Source organism: Notoacmeibacter ruber (genome assembly GCF_003668555.1).
In the GTDB taxonomy this organism is placed as follows: Bacteria; Pseudomonadota; Alphaproteobacteria; order Rhizobiales; family Rhizobiaceae; genus Notoacmeibacter; species Notoacmeibacter ruber.
Genome location: NZ_RCWN01000001.1, coordinates 2,870,698 through 2,887,814, shown reverse-complemented (window position 1 = coordinate 2,887,814; position 17,117 = coordinate 2,870,698). Strand labels below are relative to the sequence as shown.

At 59.7% G+C, this 17,117-nt stretch carries 17 protein-coding genes and 1 tRNA gene; 6 read left to right on the top strand and 12 right to left on the bottom strand.

Annotation, left to right across the window (positions count from 1 at the left end; genetic code table 11):
* Window positions 1-171: 171 nt before the first annotated feature.
* Window positions 172-3,774 carry a hydantoinase B/oxoprolinase family protein gene (locus tag D8780_RS13905; RefSeq protein WP_245412352.1) on the bottom strand — a complete coding sequence of 1,201 codons (3,603 nt, stop codon included), beginning with the start codon at window positions 3,772-3,774 and terminating at the stop codon, window positions 172-174.
* Between the two features lie 128 nt (window positions 3,775-3,902).
* Between D8780_RS13905 and D8780_RS13900 the strand changes: the two genes are divergently transcribed.
* Genes D8780_RS13900 through D8780_RS13890 form a run of 3 tightly spaced genes read left to right on the top strand, consistent with a single transcriptional unit; the run spans window position 3,903 to window position 6,760 of the window.
* A complete protein-coding gene (locus D8780_RS13900; RefSeq protein WP_121646584.1) occupies window positions 3,903-4,874 on the top strand; it encodes a TRAP transporter substrate-binding protein in 972 nt (323 codons plus the stop codon).
* Between the two features lie 51 nt (window positions 4,875-4,925).
* Window positions 4,926-5,450: a TRAP transporter small permease gene (locus D8780_RS13895; protein ID WP_121646139.1), complete on the top strand. Its 525-nt coding sequence runs from the start codon at window positions 4,926-4,928 to the stop codon at window positions 5,448-5,450.
* A gap of 8 nt (window positions 5,451-5,458) precedes the next feature.
* Window positions 5,459-6,760, top strand: coding sequence for a TRAP transporter large permease (locus D8780_RS13890; RefSeq protein ID WP_121646138.1), 1,302 nt, complete (start codon window positions 5,459-5,461; stop codon window positions 6,758-6,760).
* Window positions 6,761-6,781: 21 nt separating this feature from the next.
* On the opposite strand, the gene D8780_RS13885 is transcribed toward D8780_RS13890, so the two are convergent.
* The 9 genes from D8780_RS13885 to hisB all read right to left on the bottom strand — a co-directional run bounded on the left by D8780_RS13885 (window position 6,782) and on the right by hisB (window position 12,333).
* Window positions 6,782-7,303: a winged helix DNA-binding protein gene (locus D8780_RS13885; protein ID WP_121646137.1), complete on the bottom strand. Its 522-nt coding sequence runs from the start codon at window positions 7,301-7,303 to the stop codon at window positions 6,782-6,784.
* Window positions 7,304-7,480: 177 nt separating this feature from the next.
* A tRNA-Arg gene (locus tag D8780_RS13880) sits at window positions 7,481-7,557 on the bottom strand.
* A gap of 91 nt (window positions 7,558-7,648) precedes the next feature.
* Window positions 7,649-8,647 (bottom strand): type I pantothenate kinase, encoded by a 999-nt coding sequence (gene coaA / locus D8780_RS13875; RefSeq protein WP_121646136.1) that lies wholly within the window; start codon window positions 8,645-8,647, stop codon window positions 7,649-7,651.
* 24 nt (window positions 8,648-8,671) lie between these two features.
* Window positions 8,672-8,998, bottom strand: coding sequence for a phosphoribosyl-ATP diphosphatase (locus tag D8780_RS13870; RefSeq protein ID WP_121646135.1), 327 nt, complete (start codon window positions 8,996-8,998; stop codon window positions 8,672-8,674).
* Window positions 8,995-9,795, bottom strand: coding sequence for an imidazole glycerol phosphate synthase subunit HisF (gene hisF / locus D8780_RS13865; RefSeq protein WP_121646134.1), 801 nt, complete (start codon window positions 9,793-9,795; stop codon window positions 8,995-8,997). The genes D8780_RS13870 and hisF overlap by 4 nt, the downstream gene beginning before the upstream one ends.
* Before the next feature lie 100 nt (window positions 9,796-9,895).
* Entirely contained in the window at window positions 9,896-10,639 is a 744-nt protein-coding gene (gene hisA / locus D8780_RS13860; RefSeq protein WP_121646133.1) for a 1-(5-phosphoribosyl)-5-[(5-phosphoribosylamino)methylideneamino]imidazole-4-carboxamide isomerase, read from the bottom strand.
* Window positions 10,639-11,292, bottom strand: a complete 654-nt coding sequence (gene hisH, locus D8780_RS13855) for an imidazole glycerol phosphate synthase subunit HisH (protein WP_121646132.1) — start codon at window positions 11,290-11,292, stop codon at window positions 10,639-10,641. Before hisH ends, hisA begins: the two co-directional genes overlap by 1 nt.
* Complete coding sequence (locus D8780_RS13850; protein WP_121646131.1) at window positions 11,293-11,709, bottom strand: DUF2628 domain-containing protein; 417 nt, start codon at window positions 11,707-11,709, stop codon at window positions 11,293-11,295.
* A gap of 12 nt (window positions 11,710-11,721) precedes the next feature.
* Complete coding sequence (gene hisB, locus D8780_RS13845; protein WP_199699611.1) at window positions 11,722-12,333, bottom strand: imidazoleglycerol-phosphate dehydratase HisB; 612 nt, start codon at window positions 12,331-12,333, stop codon at window positions 11,722-11,724.
* Between the two features lie 141 nt (window positions 12,334-12,474).
* Between hisB and hslV the strand changes: the two genes are divergently transcribed.
* Window positions 12,475-13,041, top strand: coding sequence for an ATP-dependent protease subunit HslV (hslV, locus tag D8780_RS13840; protein ID WP_121646130.1), 567 nt, complete (start codon window positions 12,475-12,477; stop codon window positions 13,039-13,041).
* A gap of 150 nt (window positions 13,042-13,191) precedes the next feature.
* Here the strand turns inward: hslV and D8780_RS13835 are convergent, their stop codons facing one another.
* Window positions 13,192-14,049: a transcriptional regulator gene (locus D8780_RS13835; RefSeq protein ID WP_245412351.1), complete on the bottom strand. Its 858-nt coding sequence runs from the start codon at window positions 14,047-14,049 to the stop codon at window positions 13,192-13,194.
* A 172-nt stretch (window positions 14,050-14,221) separates the two neighbouring features.
* Between D8780_RS13835 and D8780_RS13830 the strand changes: the two genes are divergently transcribed.
* On the top strand, window positions 14,222-14,446 hold the full coding sequence (locus D8780_RS13830) for a DUF2061 domain-containing protein (protein ID WP_121646128.1): 225 nt from the start codon (window positions 14,222-14,224) through the stop codon (window positions 14,444-14,446).
* 8 nt (window positions 14,447-14,454) lie between these two features.
* On the opposite strand, the gene D8780_RS13825 is transcribed toward D8780_RS13830, so the two are convergent.
* A complete protein-coding gene (locus D8780_RS13825) occupies window positions 14,455-15,546 on the bottom strand; it encodes a YihY/virulence factor BrkB family protein (protein ID WP_245412350.1) in 1,092 nt (363 codons plus the stop codon).
* A 268-nt stretch (window positions 15,547-15,814) separates the two neighbouring features.
* Between D8780_RS13825 and hslU the strand changes: the two genes are divergently transcribed.
* On the top strand, window positions 15,815-17,116 hold the full coding sequence (gene hslU, locus D8780_RS13820; RefSeq protein WP_121646126.1) for an ATP-dependent protease ATPase subunit HslU: 1,302 nt from the start codon (window positions 15,815-15,817) through the stop codon (window positions 17,114-17,116).
* The last annotated feature ends 1 nt before the right edge of the window (window position 17,117 follow it).

The window sequence follows — 17,117 nt, the reverse complement described above, 5'->3', positions numbered from 1 at the left end:
ATCCAAGCAATCACTGAACCTGCAAGGCCGGCCTTTCCCCCACTCCTCGGTGCGGCCGAGCGAAGGGCCTCGTCGCGAAGGAGGAGGGGCAAAAGTGCCGGCAGATGACGGGAGGACACCTCCCACCGGCCCGCGCCGAATGCCTGGGAGGCGCCATACGGCTGGAAGTATTCACTCCATTTTGCCGTAGCCGCCGCCAGAGGGTGTTTGAATGATGACCGTTTCACCGGCCTCGCACGCAATTTGCGTACGCCCGGGGAGCGATGTCATCTCGCCATCGACGCCAACCTTCATGTTGCGACCAACAGCACCATCTCCGCCGCCATTCAGTCCTTTCGGTGGTACGGAACGACGTCCGCACAGGAAAGAGACATCCATCGGCTTGAGGAAACGTATAGCGCGGATCAGACCATCACCGCCCGTCCATTTCCCCTTGCCGCCGGAGCCGCGTCGTATCTGGAACTGCTCCAGAACCACCGGGTAACGCTGTTCGAGCACTTCGGGATCGGTGAGCCGCGTATTGGTCATATGGGTGTGGACGGCGTGAGCCCCGTTGAAGCCCGGTCCGGCCCCGGCCCCGCCGCAGATCGTCTCGTAATATTGATACTCCGCGTCGCCGAAATTGAAGTTGTTCATCGTGCCCTGCGCACCGGCAATGGCGCCGAGTGCCGCGAACAGGCCATCGGTTACGGTCTGGCTGACTTCGACATTGCCGGCAACAACCGCGGCTGGGTATTCGGGACTGAGCATGGAAGAGGAAGGCACCATGACCTCGAGCGGCCGCATGCAGCCGGCGTTCAGCGGAATGTCATCGTCGACCATGCAGCGGAAAGCGTAAAGCACGGCGGCTCGCGTTACCGGCTCGGGTGCATTGAAATTATCCGGCTGCTGAGCACTCGTTCCAGAAAAATCAATGACTGCCGACCGGTTGGAATGGTCCACCTTGATGGAAACGGCGATCTTGCAGCCCTGGTCGAAAAATATCTCTGCCTTGCCGTCTTTCAGATTGCCGATCACGCGCCGCACGCACTCCTCAGCATAATCCCGTACATGGCCCATATAGGCATCGACGACCTGGAGGCCGAAATTGCCGACCATGGACATCAGCTCCCTTGCACCTTTCTCGTTGGCCGCGATCTGAGCTTTCAGGTCAGCAACGTTCTGATCGGTATTGCGGCAAGGGTACTGGCCACCATCGAGGACGGCACGGATCTCCTTGTCGAGGAAGCGTCCGGCTTCAATGAGCTTCAGATTGTCGATGACGACGCCTTCCTCCTCGATCGTTGTCGCCAGTGGCGTCATAGAACCGGGCGCGATGCCGCCGACATCGGCGTGATGTCCTCGCGACGCGACGAAGAAGAGCGGTTTGTCGCCTTCCTCTCCGAAGACCGGTGTCACGACCGTGATGTCGGGCAGATGCGTCCCGCCATTATAGGGAGCATTTGTCACGAACACATCGCCGCGCCGCATGCCGGGATGTTCAGCCATCACGCTTTTGACCGACCGGTCCATCGAACCGAGATGCACCGGCGTGTGCGGCGCATTGGCGATCAGTTCGCCATCACCGTCAAAGACCGCGCATGAGAAATCCAGCCGTTCCTTGATATTGGTCGAACGCGCGGTGCGCTGCAGACGAAGGCCCATCTGTTCGGCAATGGACATGAAGAGGTTGTTGAAGACCTCAAGCATCACCGGATCGGCTTTTTTCGAGATATCCGTCGCCTGCTCAAGCTCCGCGATCCGCTGCAGGACGATATGGCGATAGGGATTGACCTGCGCCTGCCAGCCCGGCTCCACGACAACGGTTCCGATGTCTTCGAGGATGATGGCCGGGCCCGTCACCTTGTGACCGGGCATCATGTCGACGCGTTTGAACACTTTCGCATCGACCCAGTCCCCGCCGGAAAACATGCGTGTGGTTTCCATTGGCGACAGTTCTTCGTCGCTCGGCTCGGCCGTCGTTTCGACCTGTCCGGCGCCGCCGCCGGTTGCTTCGATTTCCAGCAATTCGGCGATCAACGGCGTCTCCGGCATCTTGAAGCCGAACTGCTCCACATGGATACGCTCGAATTCGGCAACCATATCGGCTTCGGACCCGAGCGGCACGTCGATGGGCGTATCCGTGCCTTGATACCGCAGGTGCAGCCGGCGGCTGGTTTCGACGCCTTCATTCACGCCCTGAGCGGCCAACTCCTCCACCGCATCTTTTTCGAGCCGTTCCACGGAGGCAGACAGTTCGCCGAGCATGGTCTGATCGAGAACCTTTTCCAGGCTGAGTTGCCGATCGGCCTTGATGTCGGCAAGACCCATTCCGTAGGCAGAGAGGATGCCGGCAAATGGATGGATCAGGATCGTCGTCATACCGAGTACATCGGCGACCGCACATGCGTGCTGGCCGCCCGCGCCACCAAAGCAGGTCAGCGCATAGCGCGTCACGTCATAGCCGCGCTGCACGGAAATTTCCTTCACCGCATTGGCCATGTTCTCGACCGCGATTCGCAAGAAGCCTTCAGCCGCCGCTTCGGGCGATTCAAGACCCGCATCCTTTGCGATGGCAGCGAATTTTTCAGCAACAGCATCGCTATCCAGTTGTTCGTTCTGGTTCGGGCCGAACACGGCCGGGAAATGCTGCGGCATCAGCTTGCCCAGCATCACATTGGCATCGGTGACCGCGAGCGGGCCTCCACGGCGATAGCTGGCGGGCCCTGGATTGGCGCCCGCCGATTCCGGACCGACGCGAAAGCGGGAACCATCATAGGAGAGGATCGACCCGCCGCCGGCTGCCACAGTGTGAATCTTCATCATGGGTGCGCGCATCCGCACACCCGCTATCTCGGTCTCGAAGTCCTTCTCTACCTCGCCGGCATAATGGGCAACGTCGGTCGAGGTACCGCCCATGTCAAAGCCGATAATCCTTTCAAAACCGGCAATACGGCTTGTTTCGACAGCACCGACGATGCCTCCGGCAGGACCGGAAAGAATGGCGTCACGGCCCTGGAAGAGTGTCGCGTCAGTCAAACCGCCGGATGACATCATGAACATCAGGCGCAGGCCGGAATTTCTCGTATCCAGCTCGCTGGCCACCTGCTTCACGTAACGGCGCAGGATCGGCGACAGATAGGCGTCGACAACCGCCGTGTCGCCGCGTCCGACGAATTTGATGAGGGGCGACACCTCATGGCTCGGTGAGACCTGGGTGAAGCCGATGCTGCGTGCGATCTCGGCAGCCCGCTTTTCATGTGCGGGATATTTGTAGCCATGCATGAAGACGATCGCGACGGAGCGAATGCCGTCATCGAAAGCGGCCTGCATCAGCGTGCGGCATTCCACCTCGTCGAGCGGCGCCTCTTCCGTGCCATCGTCCAAAAACCGTCCACCGACCTCGACTGCCCGTTCATAAAGCAGTTCCGGCTTCTTGATCTCGCGGTCGAACAGTCGGGGTCGGCTCTGGTAGCCAATTTCGAGCGCATCCGCGAAGCCCTTGTTCGTAACCAGCATCACCCGGTCGCCCTTCCGCTCCAGCAGGGCATTGGTAGCGACCGTCGTTCCCATCTTCACAGTCGCGATGCGCGCGGCAGGAATCGGTTCATCCTTCGCCACATTCATGAGATCGCGAATGCCCTGAATAGCGGCATCCGGATACGCTTCAGGATTTTCCGACAATAGCTTGTGCGGCTTCAGCTCGCCGTCGGGCGTCCGCGCCACGATGTCCGTAAATGTGCCGCCACGGTCGATCCAGAAATCCCACTTGCCGCTCGTCATCATCAACCTCATCGAAATTTTCTTATTGATCTAAGGTCAAAACGCTGTCAATTTGTCAACGTGTCTTTTTCGGAAATTCACTTTTGCCGTTGCCATCGGCTGAAAGGACACGAATGGCGCAAACGAAACGGAGTTTTAAGATGACATTCCCACGTGCCGCCTTTGCAGCCGTCGCGATCGCAGTAGGGCTCGCTACTCCAGCACTGGCCGAAGACTGGAACATGCCGACACCATATCCGGACGCGACGTTCCATACGCAGAACATCCGTGAATTCGCCGAAGACGTCGCCGAGAAAACGAACGGAGAGTTGACGATCACCGTCCATTCGGCCTCGTCGCTCATCAAGCACGGTGAAATCAAGAATGCCGTGCGAAGCGGTCAGGTGCCGATCGGCGAGTTCTTCCTGTCGACGCTTGCCAACGAGGATGCTGCGTTCGGAGTGGACTCCGAGCCTTTCGTCGCGACGAGCTATGAAGACGCTGAAAAGATGTGGCAGGCGCAGAAGCCGGTGATCACGAAACTTCTTGAGAAGCAGCGCCTAATGCCGCTTTTCTCTGTGCCGTGGCCGCCCCAGGGTCTCTATACGACCACTGAAATCAAGAGCGTTGACGATCTCAAGGGCTTGAAGTTCCGTGCCTACAACGCACCGCTGGAAAAATTTGCGTCCATCGCCGGTGCGGCGCCGGTTCAGGTTGAGGTTCCCGAAATTCCGCAAGCCTTCTCGGTCGGTGCAGTGGAAGCCATGATGACGTCTCCGTCGACGGGCGCCAATGGCAAGGCGTGGGATTACGTATCCTACTACTCGCCAATCAACGCTTGGGTGCCCAAGAACATCGTCGTCGTGAACAAGGCCGCCTTCGAGGCTCTGGACGAAGAGACCCGTAACGCCGTTATGGCGGCTGCTGAAGCGGCCGAAGCGCGTGGCTGGGAGATGAGCAAGAAGGAAACCGATGCGAAAACCCAGGAGCTGAAGGATAACGGGATGACGGTCGTCGAACCGAGCGCCGAATTGGTCGACGGGCTCAAGGAGATCGGCGCCCAAATGCAGGAAAGCTGGAATGCCGAAGCGTCCGAGGAAGCAAAGGCGATCATGAACGAATACAATCAGTAATCGTTATCGGGCCGGCCGCTTGGCCGGCCCTTTTTCTATGGGGACACCATAATGCGCCAGGCACTCGACCGATTATACAATTTCAGCGGGGCACTAGCGGCCGCGTCCCTCTGCCTCATCTGCATTCTGGTCTGCATACAGGTCTTCTTTAATCTGTTGACGAGAACCGGCCTGTTCGGGATCAACCTGACTGTCCCCTCCTATGCCGACTTCGCGGGATATCTCCTGGCTGCTGCGTCGTTCCTGGCCCTTGCCTATACGCTCACACGCGGAGGGCACATTCGCGTCACTCTACTCACGGGACTGATGGGACGGCGGACGAGCCTTGCTTTCGAAATCCTCGCCCTGGCGTTTTGCGCGGCCTGCGCGGCCGCCGCGAGCTGGTATGTCGCACTGCTTGCCCATGAATCCTGGGAATTCGGAGACGTCTCGTCGGGAATCGTGGTCATCCCGCTTTTCATACCGCAGCTGGCCGTTCTCGGCGGCCTCGTGATCTTCACGATCGCACTGGTCGATTTGCTGGCCCGTACAGTCCGGACGGGGCGTACGGTGATCGAAGACAACAGTTCCGAATAGGTGGCAGAGTGTCAGATTTCCTTGCGATAGCTGTTCTTTTCCTCGCCCTTCTGGCTCTCCTCGGGGCTGGCGTCTGGGTTGCCTTCTCTCTCATCATTGTCGGCGCCCTCGGCATGGCACTCATGTCGTCCGCGCCGATCGGCCCCATACTTGCCACGACGCTCTGGGGGCACAGCACCTCATGGGCGCTGGCAGCCCTGCCGATGTTTATCTGGATGGGCGAGATCCTTTTGCGGTCCCGCCTTTCAGACGACATGTTTTCAGGTCTTGCGCCCTGGCTGCAACGACTTCCCGGACGACTTCTGCATGTCAACGTCTTCGGCTGCGCCATCTTCGCCGCCGTCTCCGGATCGTCCGCCGCGACAGCCGCAACGATCGGCAAAATGTCGGTGCCCGAACTGACGCGGCGCGGCTATCCGGAAAGCCTGATCATCGGATCACTCGCCGGTTCAGCCACGCTGGGGCTGCTGATTCCGCCGAGCATCATTCTCATCGTCTACGGCGTCGCGACCGAGCAATCGATCGCACGACTCTTCATTGCAGGGATCCTTCCGGGCCTGTTGCTGGTGAGCATGTTTGTTCTTTACGTGACCGGCTATGCGCTGGTGAAGACGTCTGCCATTCCCACCGATGGCGGCGACACGACCCTGATGGACAAGCTGCGCGCCTCGCGCCGGCTGATACCGGTGATCTCTTTGATCGTCGGTGTGATCGGCTCGATCTATCTGGGAATAGCATCGCCTACGGACGCCGCTGCCGTCGGCGTACTTTTGTCGCTGCTGCTGTCTGCGTTAAACGGTTCGCTCTCCTGGACGATGTTCCGCGAGAGTCTGATGGGCGCAACTGTCACCTCCTGCATGATTGCTTTCATACTCGTGGGCGCCGCCTTCCTGTCCGTCTCAATGGGGTTCACCGGCATTCCCCGCCAATTGGCCGAGTGGATCGGTTCACTTGAACTTTCGCCCTATGCGCTCCTGGCCGCGCTCACTGTGTTCTTCGTGGTGCTCGGTTGTTTTCTGGACGGTATTTCCGTCGTGGTGCTCACCACTTCGATCATCATGCCGATCATCGAAGCGGCAGGCATCGACCCGCTCTGGTTCGGTATCTATCTCGTCATCGTCGTGGAGATGTCGCAGATCACACCGCCGGTCGGGTTCAACCTCTTCGTCATCCAAGGACTGACTGGCTTCGACATTCTTCGGATTGCCCGTGCAGCCTTCCCGTTCTTCCTGCTGCTCATGATCGGCGTCGTACTCATCACGCTCTTCCCGCAGATCGTGACCTACCTGCCAAGCCTGATGGGACGGTAGACGAAACGCGCTTGGCGGCCGTCAGATTGAGCTGGCGGCCCGCGCGGCCTGATCGTAGATGCCCGACATCATTCGCAGAACCGCCGCCGTTTCGCTCAGCGTTTGCGGGCTGTTCTCGAAATGCTTGAGGCTTTCGATCAGGCATTGCTCGCGAATTTCGCGATAGCGCTCGCACAATTGCTCGCCCTTGTCGGTCACGCTGTAAAAAATCTCCTTGCCAATCTTCTCCCCCTTCACCAGCTCCGCCTTCTGCAGCTTCTTCAGCGCATAATTAACCGTGTGGGCATCTTCGATATTGAGCAGGAAGCAGATATCCGTCAGCCGCTTCTGTCTGGCGCGGTGGTTGATATGGTGGAGCACCAACACCTCCAGAACAGCAAGGTTCGGAGCACCGGTGGCCGCCATGCAGCGACTGACCCAGCGGGCGAAGCCGTTATAGGCGATGATGAGGCCGTATTCGAATTCGGACGCCTGCCATCCGCCTTCGGAAGCGAGATGGCGGGACGATACGATCAAGTTCTGAGGCTTGGTATTTTCTGACATGCTGCAAACTCTTTTCGACGGTACGCAGCTGAGTATAACACTTACAAATCACACGCAAATTAACAGCATTATGGACAAATTGCCCTGATGGGTCGTTACTTCTCGCAACCTGCTTGGACAGCGACGGGTCGTCGAAACGCGCGAGAGCTTTTCGAAATAAAGGGATATATGAGAAAGTGGCGCACCCATCAGGATTCGAACCTGAGACCTCTGCCTTCGGAGGGCAGCGCTCTATCCAGCTGAGCTATGGGTGCCCGAAGCGCACGAAGCAAAATGCCTCGTCAGCCGCCTTCTAGCCGAAGCACAGTCCGGCATCAATCATGCCGATGCATTTTCTGAATACCGCTAGAGTTTGCGTAGTGAAACGCTTTCGACCAGATGGTCGGCCCCCTTGCGCAGGATCAGATCGGCACGGGGCCGCGTCGGCAGGATGTTCTCGACCAGGTTTCGCCGGTTGATGGTCTGCCACAGCGTCTCCGCCTTGTGGCGGGCCTCGCCTTCACTCAATTGCGAGTAGCGATGGAAATAGCTTTCCGGATCGCGAAAGGCGGTGTGACGCAGATCCATGAACCGATCGATATACCAGGTGCGGATCAGCGCTTCATCGGCGTCGATATAGATGGAGAAGTCAAAGAAATCGGAAACGAAGGGCACGATCCGGCCTTCTGAAGGCAGATCCCGCGTCTGCAGGACGTTGATCCCCTCGAAGATGAGAATATCCGGTGTCTCGATCTCGACGTAGTCGTCCGGCACGACGTCATAGGTCACGTGTGAATAGACTGGCGCTCTTACACGGCGCTCGCCGGACTTGATCGCGGAGAGAAAGCGCAGGACGGATGCGACATCGTAGCTTTCGGGAAAGCCCTTTCGGTCCATCAGGCCTTCTTCTTCCAACCGCGCATTGGACATGAGGAACCCGTCGGTCGTCACCAGATCGACCTTCGGGCTGGAGGGCCAGCGCGCCAGAAGCTCTTTCAGCACGCGGGCCGTCGTGCTTTTGCCCACAGCGACCGACCCTGCGATACCGATGATGAAGGGCGTCTTGACCGCCTCCGGCGCATTCAGAAAGGCGGCGCGCTGGGCAAAGAGAAGCTGCGTCGCCTCGACATGGGCAGACAGAAGACGCGACAGCGAAAGATAGATGCGGCAGACCTCATCAAGATCCACCGGGTCGCCCAGCGAGCGCAGGCGCTGAACCTCGTCCTCCGCCAGCGTTAGCGGCGTGTCGGCCCGAAACGCAGACCATTGCTGCGCAGAGAAGGTGCGATAGGGGGACACATCGCTCGCCTGCCCGCCCGTCGGACCGAGATGATAACCGGCCTCCCCGCCGGTCTGGAGTGTCATTTCGCTTGCCTCAAACCTTATTTGTCAGCCGGATTCCTTCCGACCGGCCTTTTCCGCCAGACCGGACTGACCTGTCCGGCGTGCCAGTTCCGCCATCACCTCCGACAGCGGCACTTTTTCCAGATGGAGAACCACCAGCCAGTGGTAGAGCAGATCGGCGCTTTCCGCGACAAGACCCTCCCGATCCCCTGACACGGCGGCAATCACGGTCTCGACCGCCTCTTCGCCCAGCTTTTGCGAGGCCTTGCCCTGCCCTTTCGCAACGAGCCGGGCCGTCCAGCTTTCATCGGGTGCCGCTGCCGCGCGCTCGGCAATCCGCGCCTCGAGATCCGCCAGTGTAAATTCGCTCACGCCGCAGCCTCCGCATCAATGCCGTCCATCCGCATGGGCAGGCCGGCGGCCGCCATGTGCTGCTTGGCTTGCTCAATCGAATAGGTGCCGAAGTGGAAGATCGACGCCGCGAGCACCGCAGTGGCATGGCCGTCGCGGACACCCGCAACCAAGTGGTCCAACTCACCAACGCCGCCAGATGCGATGACAGGCGCAACCACAGCATCAGCCACAGCGCGCGTCAATTCGATATCGAAGCCGGATTTCGTTCCGTCGCGATCCATCGATGTCAGAAGGATCTCCCCAGCACCGAGATCGACGACCTTCTCGGCAAACTCAATCGCATCGATGCCTGTCTCCTTGCGGCCGCCATGGGTGAAGATCTCCCAGCGCGGCGTCTCGCCATCTGCGGATACACGGCGCGCATCGATCGCGACCACAATGCACTGATTTCCGAATTTGTCGGCCGCCTCTGCCACGAAATCCGGGTTCTGCACCGCAGCCGTATTGATGGAGACCTTGTCGGCCCCCGCCAGGAGAAGCTTTCGAATGTCGGCATTGGACCTGACGCCGCCGCCGACCGTCAGGGGCATGAAGCAATGCTCCGCAGTGCGCGCCACCACGTCGAAGATGGTATCGCGGTCTTCATGGCTGGCCGTGATGTCGAGAAAGCAAAGCTCATCGGCACCGGCGGCATCATAGGCACGCGCTGCCTCCACCGGGTCTCCGGCATCGATCAGGTCGACGAAATTGACGCCCTTGACGACGCGGCCATCTTTTACGTCGAGACAGGGAATGACTCGGGCTTTCAGGGTCATAGACAGGTTTCCGATCCCTCTTGCATGTCAGAAAGCACGCCGCGCGAGCCGGATCAAGTTCCGGGCTGCGCCAATGCCGGCAATGCGGCGCAGCGGCCGATCAGGCTTCGCCACGATGAAGGACAGCCAGAGCTTCGGCCGTATCGAGACGTCCATCATAGAGAGCACGGCCCGAAATGGCGCCTTCCAGACGCTCGGCGTCGGGCATGGTCATGCGCACCACGTCCGCAAGAGATGCGAGCCCGCCGGAGGCGATGACCGGAATAGAAACCGCATCGGCCAGATCGATCGTCGAATCCCAGTTGATCCCGGTCAGAACGCCGTCGCGGTCGATGTCCGTATAGATGATCGCCGCGACGCCAGCCCCCTCGAAACGCTTCGCCAGTTCGATCACGCCGAGCTCGGACGCCTCGGCCCAGCCCTCGACCGCAACCTTGCCGCCCTTGGCGTCGATACCGACCGCCACCTTACCCGGAAAGCGCTTGCAGGCTTCCTTCACGAGGTCCGGATCGCGAACCGCCACGGTGCCAAGGATGACCCGAGCGAGACCTTTACTCAGCCAGCTTTCAATATGATCCAGAGTACGGATGCCACCGCCAAGCTGAACAGGGTTCTTCGTCGCGCCGAGAATCGCCTCGACCGCCGCGCCGTTGACGCTCTCACCCTCGAATGCGCCGTTCAGATCGACGACATGCAGCCATTCGAAACCCTGCTCTTCAAACGCTTTCGCCTGCGCGGCCGGATCTTCATTGTAGACTGTCGCGCTGTCCATTTCGCCGAGCTTGAGCCGAACGCAATGGCCATCCTTCAGGTCGATGGCAGGGAAGAGGATTTTCTTGGTCATCAGGGCATCCAGCGCAGGAAATTGGCGATCAGGTCCAGCCCGAGGGTCTGACTCTTTTCCGGGTGAAACTGCGTGCCGATGCGATTGCCATTGGCAACGATCGCGGTGACAGGTCCGCCATAATCGGTCGTCGCGACCAACTGGTCCGCCTTGGCGCATTCGAGGTGATAGGAGTGAACGTAATAAGCGTGAAGGCCGTCCGCCCCGGTCGCGATACCGTCCAGCACCGGGTGATCGTGTTTCACGTGAATCGTATTCCAGCCGATTTGCGGGATTTTCAGGCTTGGATCGGTCGGCTTTATCGGCTTCACATCGCCGGCAATCCAGCCGAAACCCCGTGTCGTCGCCTTCTCAAGACCCCGATTGGCCATGAGCTGCATTCCAACGCAGATGCCGAGATAGGGCCGGCCGTTCGCGACCACCGCTTCGTCAAGCGCTTCATGCATGCCCGGCACCGCATCGAGGCCCGCCCGGCAGTCCGCGAAGGCCCCGACGCCCGGCAGAACGACGCGGTCGGCAGTCCGGACCCGTTCGGCATTGTCGGTCAATTCGATCTCGGCATCGTGCAGACCCGCTTCGCGCGCAGCGCGTTCGAAGGCCTTTGTGGCGCTCTTCAGATTGCCCGATCCATAATCGATGATCACTGTGCGCATTTAGACCGACGCTCCCGCGAGAATGGATTGGTCAGCCGGATTCGTTTCCGCGGTCCGTTTGGCGAACCAGCGCAATTCGGCCTCCTCGATAGTCTCGCCCGAACTGACGCCAGCTTCGCGCCAGCCGCTCTTTTCGAGCCCGCTGACGATCAGGCCAGTGGATTCCAGCCCGACGATGAGACCGAGAGCCAGATTGCACACGACGATATAGGCATTGGCGAAACCGAAGCGCGGCAGAGCCAGTCCGACCGCCATCGTCAGAAGGAAGACCAGAAGAGCCGTCAGCCATAGACGCTGAAACAACAGCCAAAGCACTGGCAGAAGAAACGCACTCCAGCGGAAACGCTCGGCAATGAAGCGTGTCTCGGCAGGGCCGGTTTCGCCGTCAAGCCTCTCCATCACGCGATAGAGGGTCATCGATTCACCTCCTCAACCGGCGAGGGAGCCCTTGGTGGAGGGCACGGCATCGCCCACACGCGTATCCGGCTCGAAAGCGACGCGCAGCACCCGCGCCACCGCCTTGAAGCAGGTTTCGGCAATGTGATGGCTGTTGACCGCATAGTGATTTTTCACATGCAGCGTGATGCCCGCATTGCCGGCGAAAGCCTGAAAGAATTCGCGGACCAGTTCGGTATCGAATGTGCCGATCTTCGGTGCGGTGAAGGCGACGTTCCAAACGAGGAACGGCCGGCCAGAAACATCGACCGCGGCGAGGGTCATCGCTTCGTCCATGACGAGGTCGAGCGAGGCATAGCGGCGAATGCCGCGCCGCTCCCCAAGCGCCTTGCTGACCGCCTGGCCGAGCGCGATCCCGACATCTTCGACCGTGTGGTGATCGTCGATATGAAGGTCGCCTTCGGCCCGCACCTCGATATCCATCAGCGAATGGCGGGCGAGCTGTTCCAGCATGTGATCGAAAAAGCCGACGCCCGTTTTCACGTCGTAGCGGCCCGTGCCGTCGATCGTGACGAAAACGCTGATCGCGGTTTCGGAGGTCTTGCGTTCGATGGTTGCACTGCGCGCCATCAGGGTCTTCCTCATCTTCAGTCAGCGCTGACTTACCCCAAAGCCCGACGGAGCGAAACCACCCTGCCCGCCAAATGGTTGGCAGCGTTACCACGAATGCCTATCTGGCGAACAAGCGAAACAAGCCGGGCCGAAAGGCCCCAGAAAGGAAGAGCGATGAGCGACACCGTCATGCATGGCACGACGATCGTGACGATCCGCAAGGGCGGCAAGGCCGTGATCGCCGGCGACGGTCAGGTTTCCCTCGGCCAGACGGTGATGAAGGGCAATGCAAGAAAGGTCCGGCGGATCGGGAAGGATGGCAAGGTGATCGCCGGTTTTGCTGGTGCAACGGCGGATGCTTTCACCCTTCTGGAACGGCTGGAATCCAAGCTGGAGCAATATTCCGACCAGTTGATGCGCGCCTGTGTGGAGCTCGCCAAGGATTGGCGGACCGATAAATATCTGCGTCAGCTCGAAGCGATGATGCTGGTGGCCGACAAGGATGTGACGCTTGCCATCACCGGCAATGGCGATGTGCTGGAGCCGCAGCACGGGGTCCTGGCGATCGGCTCGGGCGGCAATTATGCGCTCGCTGCCGCCCGTGCGCTTTACGACACCGATGCCGATGCCGAAGAGATCGCCCGCCGCGCCATGGCGATCGCCGCCGAGATCTGCGTCTACACCAATGACAGCGTGATCGTGGAGACCATCGAGGACGCGGCGGACACTGGCCTCAGCTAAGCCTTCGGGATCGGACTCTCCAGCGCGGAGCGGATACGCAGATTGCGAAGACTCCAGCTCCGCCAGCAGGTTCGCTCCGACGAGCCAGCCATTGCTTCGTCCGACGAAGGTTGGCCGAGCCGTTTCGGGTCCTTTCAAAAGGATGGCGGTCTATTGGCCGGGTTTCAGTTCCGCCAACCGGTCCGCGATGAAGTTCGGCATTCGTCGCGCCTCGAAAAGCGCATCGCGGACAAGCCCGTCGAAATGGCGCGTCAGTTCCAGGACTTGGCGGCGATCGCTGAGAACGAAATAGACGCGCCCGATATAGATGGTCGCCTGATGCGTCCCGTAGACCGTGATCGGCGCGGAGAAGATCTTCTTGCGGTCGAACAGATAGAGCCGGAGGGACGGGTACAGCTCCTCGGTCAATCGCTTCATGTGGTCAAGCTGTTCGATACGGAGATCGACCGGCAGATCGGCCCAATAGCTGTCGCCGCGTGCGAAGCCATCCAGCGCATCGACAGGCATCGCGATTTCGTAATCGGTGTCCGGCGCACGCAGATAGGCCAGCCTGTCCCGCATATCGGTAACCGCCTGTTCTGAGGTGCGGCCGACGGTATCGCCATATTCGAAACGAAGAACCGATTCGGTTTTCAGCATGTCCGGCAAGGTCGCCGGCACATGGCGCACCTTCATTCCGCGCGACTGTTCATGCCACCGGAAGATCGCGTCGTCGGAGGGCGCGCGTTCGGCCGTTTCCATACGGACCGCGACTTCCAGGATATCCGCCCCCTTCTCGCGCCGGTCCGTGAGACCGAGAAGCCAGTCCGTCGACACGCCAAGCTCGAAGGCGCATTCCGCGGCCAGCTGGGCGTTCGGCAAACGCGCCGTATCGCTGCTTAGCAGGAGCGAGACGGTCGAACGATCGGCCTCGACCGCACGGGCGAGTGCACTTCTGGTGAGCTGCCGCTCATCCATCGCCAGCGCCAGACGCTCCTGAAACAATCGCGCGCGATCTCGCTTATCCATGATCGAACCTTTTATCGCATGTGATGATAATTATCACTTTTCAGGATAATAGGCGCGATAATTTACATGATTCCACCTCATCTCGAACCTTGGTAGAAGCGGTCATTCGGAACCGGGGCAGTCTAAGCCTCTGGTTCTCCTACCTATATTCGATTTCGTACGGAGTGATTTCATGGAAACGCGCAAGCGGAGCCTCGTTAAGGCTGTTTCCTGGCAGGCCTGGGGTTTGCTGATGATGGTCCTGCTGGGGTTTTTCTTTACCGGCTCGATCAGCGCCGGTGGGCAACTTGCCCTCCTTTCAACGGCAATCGGGTTTCTCTGCTATCTGCTGCATGAACGGCTGTGGGCCGCCATCCATTGGGGAATGGTCGGACGCTCCAACGCGGATACCCTGTAGGAAGCTGGTCAGTTTCGCTTCTTCTGCCGGCTCTGCATGAGATAGAGGGTCAGCATCGCCGGGGCGGTCCACCAGATCGACGACCATGACGGGCGAGACTGGCCGGACCCGCCTCCCCCATCTCCTTGACCGTTCTCGCCGTTTATCCCGGCCCTTTGTCCCGATCGGGAGCGATTACCCGTGAAGTCCTCGCCTCCTGCGACACGGTCGGCAACCACGGCTCCCCTTTCTCCCAGCGGTTCGTGAGGCGGCGTCGTTGTATCGCGCCGCGTCTGATGCTCCAGTTCGCCATTGAGTTCCGCACCGATCATGAGAATGGCCACTGCCAGCCAAATCCATGTCATGAAGCCGATAATCGCCCCCAGCGAACCATAGGTTTCGTTGTAGGAAGCGAAATTGGCGGCGTACCAGGAAAACATCAGGCTCATGATGACCAGTACGATAAGCGACAGAACCATGCCCGGTGTGATCCACTCCCATCGGGCATTCTCACGGCTTGGCCCCCACCGGTAGATGGCGGCGATCCCGACCGAAACAGCGATGGCGAGGATAATATAGCCGGCCAACTGCGCCAGACCGCTCCAACTATCGGGAAGAGCGAGCAGCGAAACCAGTGCGGGCAGCGCAAGAACGAGCGTGATCACCGCGATAATGGTGGCCAGAAAGCAGATGGTGAAAAGCAGCGATACCAACGTCAGCTTGATAAAGTTGCGCTTCTCCATCTCGTCATAGGCGACATTCATCCCCTCGAAGATCGACTTCATGCCGGCATTGGCGCTCCAGAGCGCGATGGCCAGAGAGATGGCGAATGTCAGACCGAGCGTGGACTGCTCCTGACTGGCGAGACGATTCATCTGCTCGTTCAGAATCTCCATGCCGCCACCCGGCACGAAGGCGGATATGAGCGACAGTTGCTCCTGGATCTGGGCCGGATCGGTAAACAGGCCGTAGATCGAAACCAGAGCCGAAAGGGCGGGCACCATAGCGAGGAGAAGATAGAAGGTGACGCCTGCGGCGACGAGCAGAACTCGGTCATCGCCGATCTCGCCATAAACCCGCATGAGGACGTCCTTCCAGCCAGCGGCTGGAATATCGGTCACGCTTGTGGCCCGACGGCCTCTTTTTCCTGCCATCTCTTTCCACTCTCTCGTCTGTTCTGCTGGAAAAGCCTGCCACAGCGGCAATGCCCCAACGCAAGGAGATGTTCCCTTATAAAGGAAACCATGCGGTGGTCGCATTGGCTGCCTTCCATACCTATCTGTTCAGCGTTCACAGCCGGTTCCGGAGCCGGATTGCATCACGGCCGCGTTACGCCGTCGCAAGCCACGAGTCGGAACCCGTCCAACACAATCGACAGAATCTCTCTTCATGACCCATTTCTCTCCCCGCGAAATCGTTTCCGAACTCGACCGCTTCATCATCGGCCAGAACGACGCCAAACGCGCCGTTGCCATTGCCCTTCGCAATCGCTGGCGGCGCCAGCAGCTCGAAAGCCCGATGCGCGAAGAGGTCATGCCCAAAAACATCCTGATGATCGGCCCGACCGGCGTCGGCAAGACGGAAATCTCTCGACGTCTCGCCAAACTGGCCGGCGCGCCTTTCGTAAAGGTCGAAGCCACGAAGTTCACCGAGGTCGGCTATGTCGGCCGCGATGTTGAGCAGATCATCCGCGATCTCGTTGAAGATGCGATCCGGATCGTGCGGGACAAAAAACGGGAGGCCGTGCGGGCAAAAGCCCATGCCAATGCAGAAGAGCGTGTTCTCGACGCCCTCGTCGGAAAGAATGCCAGCCCCGCGACTCGGTCCTCCTTCCGCCAGAAGCTGCGCAACAATGAACTGGACGACAAGGAGATCGAGGTCGAAGTCGCCGATTCAGGCGGCCAGCAATTCGACGTTCCGGGCATGCCCGGCCAGATCGGCATGATCAACCTGTCCGACATGATGACCAAAGCGCTTGGCCAGGAGCGTACGAAGACGCGCCGCATCACGGTCTCGCAAAGCTACGAATATCTGATCGACGACGAATCGGACAAACTCCTGGACGATGAAGAACTGGTTGCCGAAGCGCTTCGCGCGGCCCAGGAAGACGGCATCGTTTTCGTGGACGAGATCGACAAGATTGCTGCCGGCAACCAGGGCATGCAGGGCGGTGTTTCACGTGAAGGCGTTCAGCGTGATCTTCTGCCCCTGGTCGAAGGCACGACGGTCGCCACAAAGCACGGCCAGGTAAAGACCGATCACATCCTCTTCATCGCCTCGGGCGCCTTCCATGTGTCCAAACCCTCCGATCTCCTGCCCGAATTGCAGGGTCGCCTGCCCATTCGTGTCGAGCTTCGTGCGCTGACGAAGGAGGATTTCCGCCGCATCCTGACGGAGACCGAAGCCAGCCTGATCCGCCAGTATGTGGCCCTTATGAAGACCGAGGGGGTCTCTTTGGAGTTCACGGACGATGCGATCGACAAGCTTGCCGACGTGGCGGTGAAGCTGAATTCCGAGGTCGAGAACATCGGGGCGCGGCGGCTGCAAACCGTTATGGAGCGCGTTTTGGATGATATTTCCTTCAATGCTCCCGACAAGGATGGCGAGACGATCACCATCGATGCGGATTATGTGCAGTCAAGCGTCGCCGATATCGCTCAGGATACCGATCTCAGCCGATTCATCCTCTGAG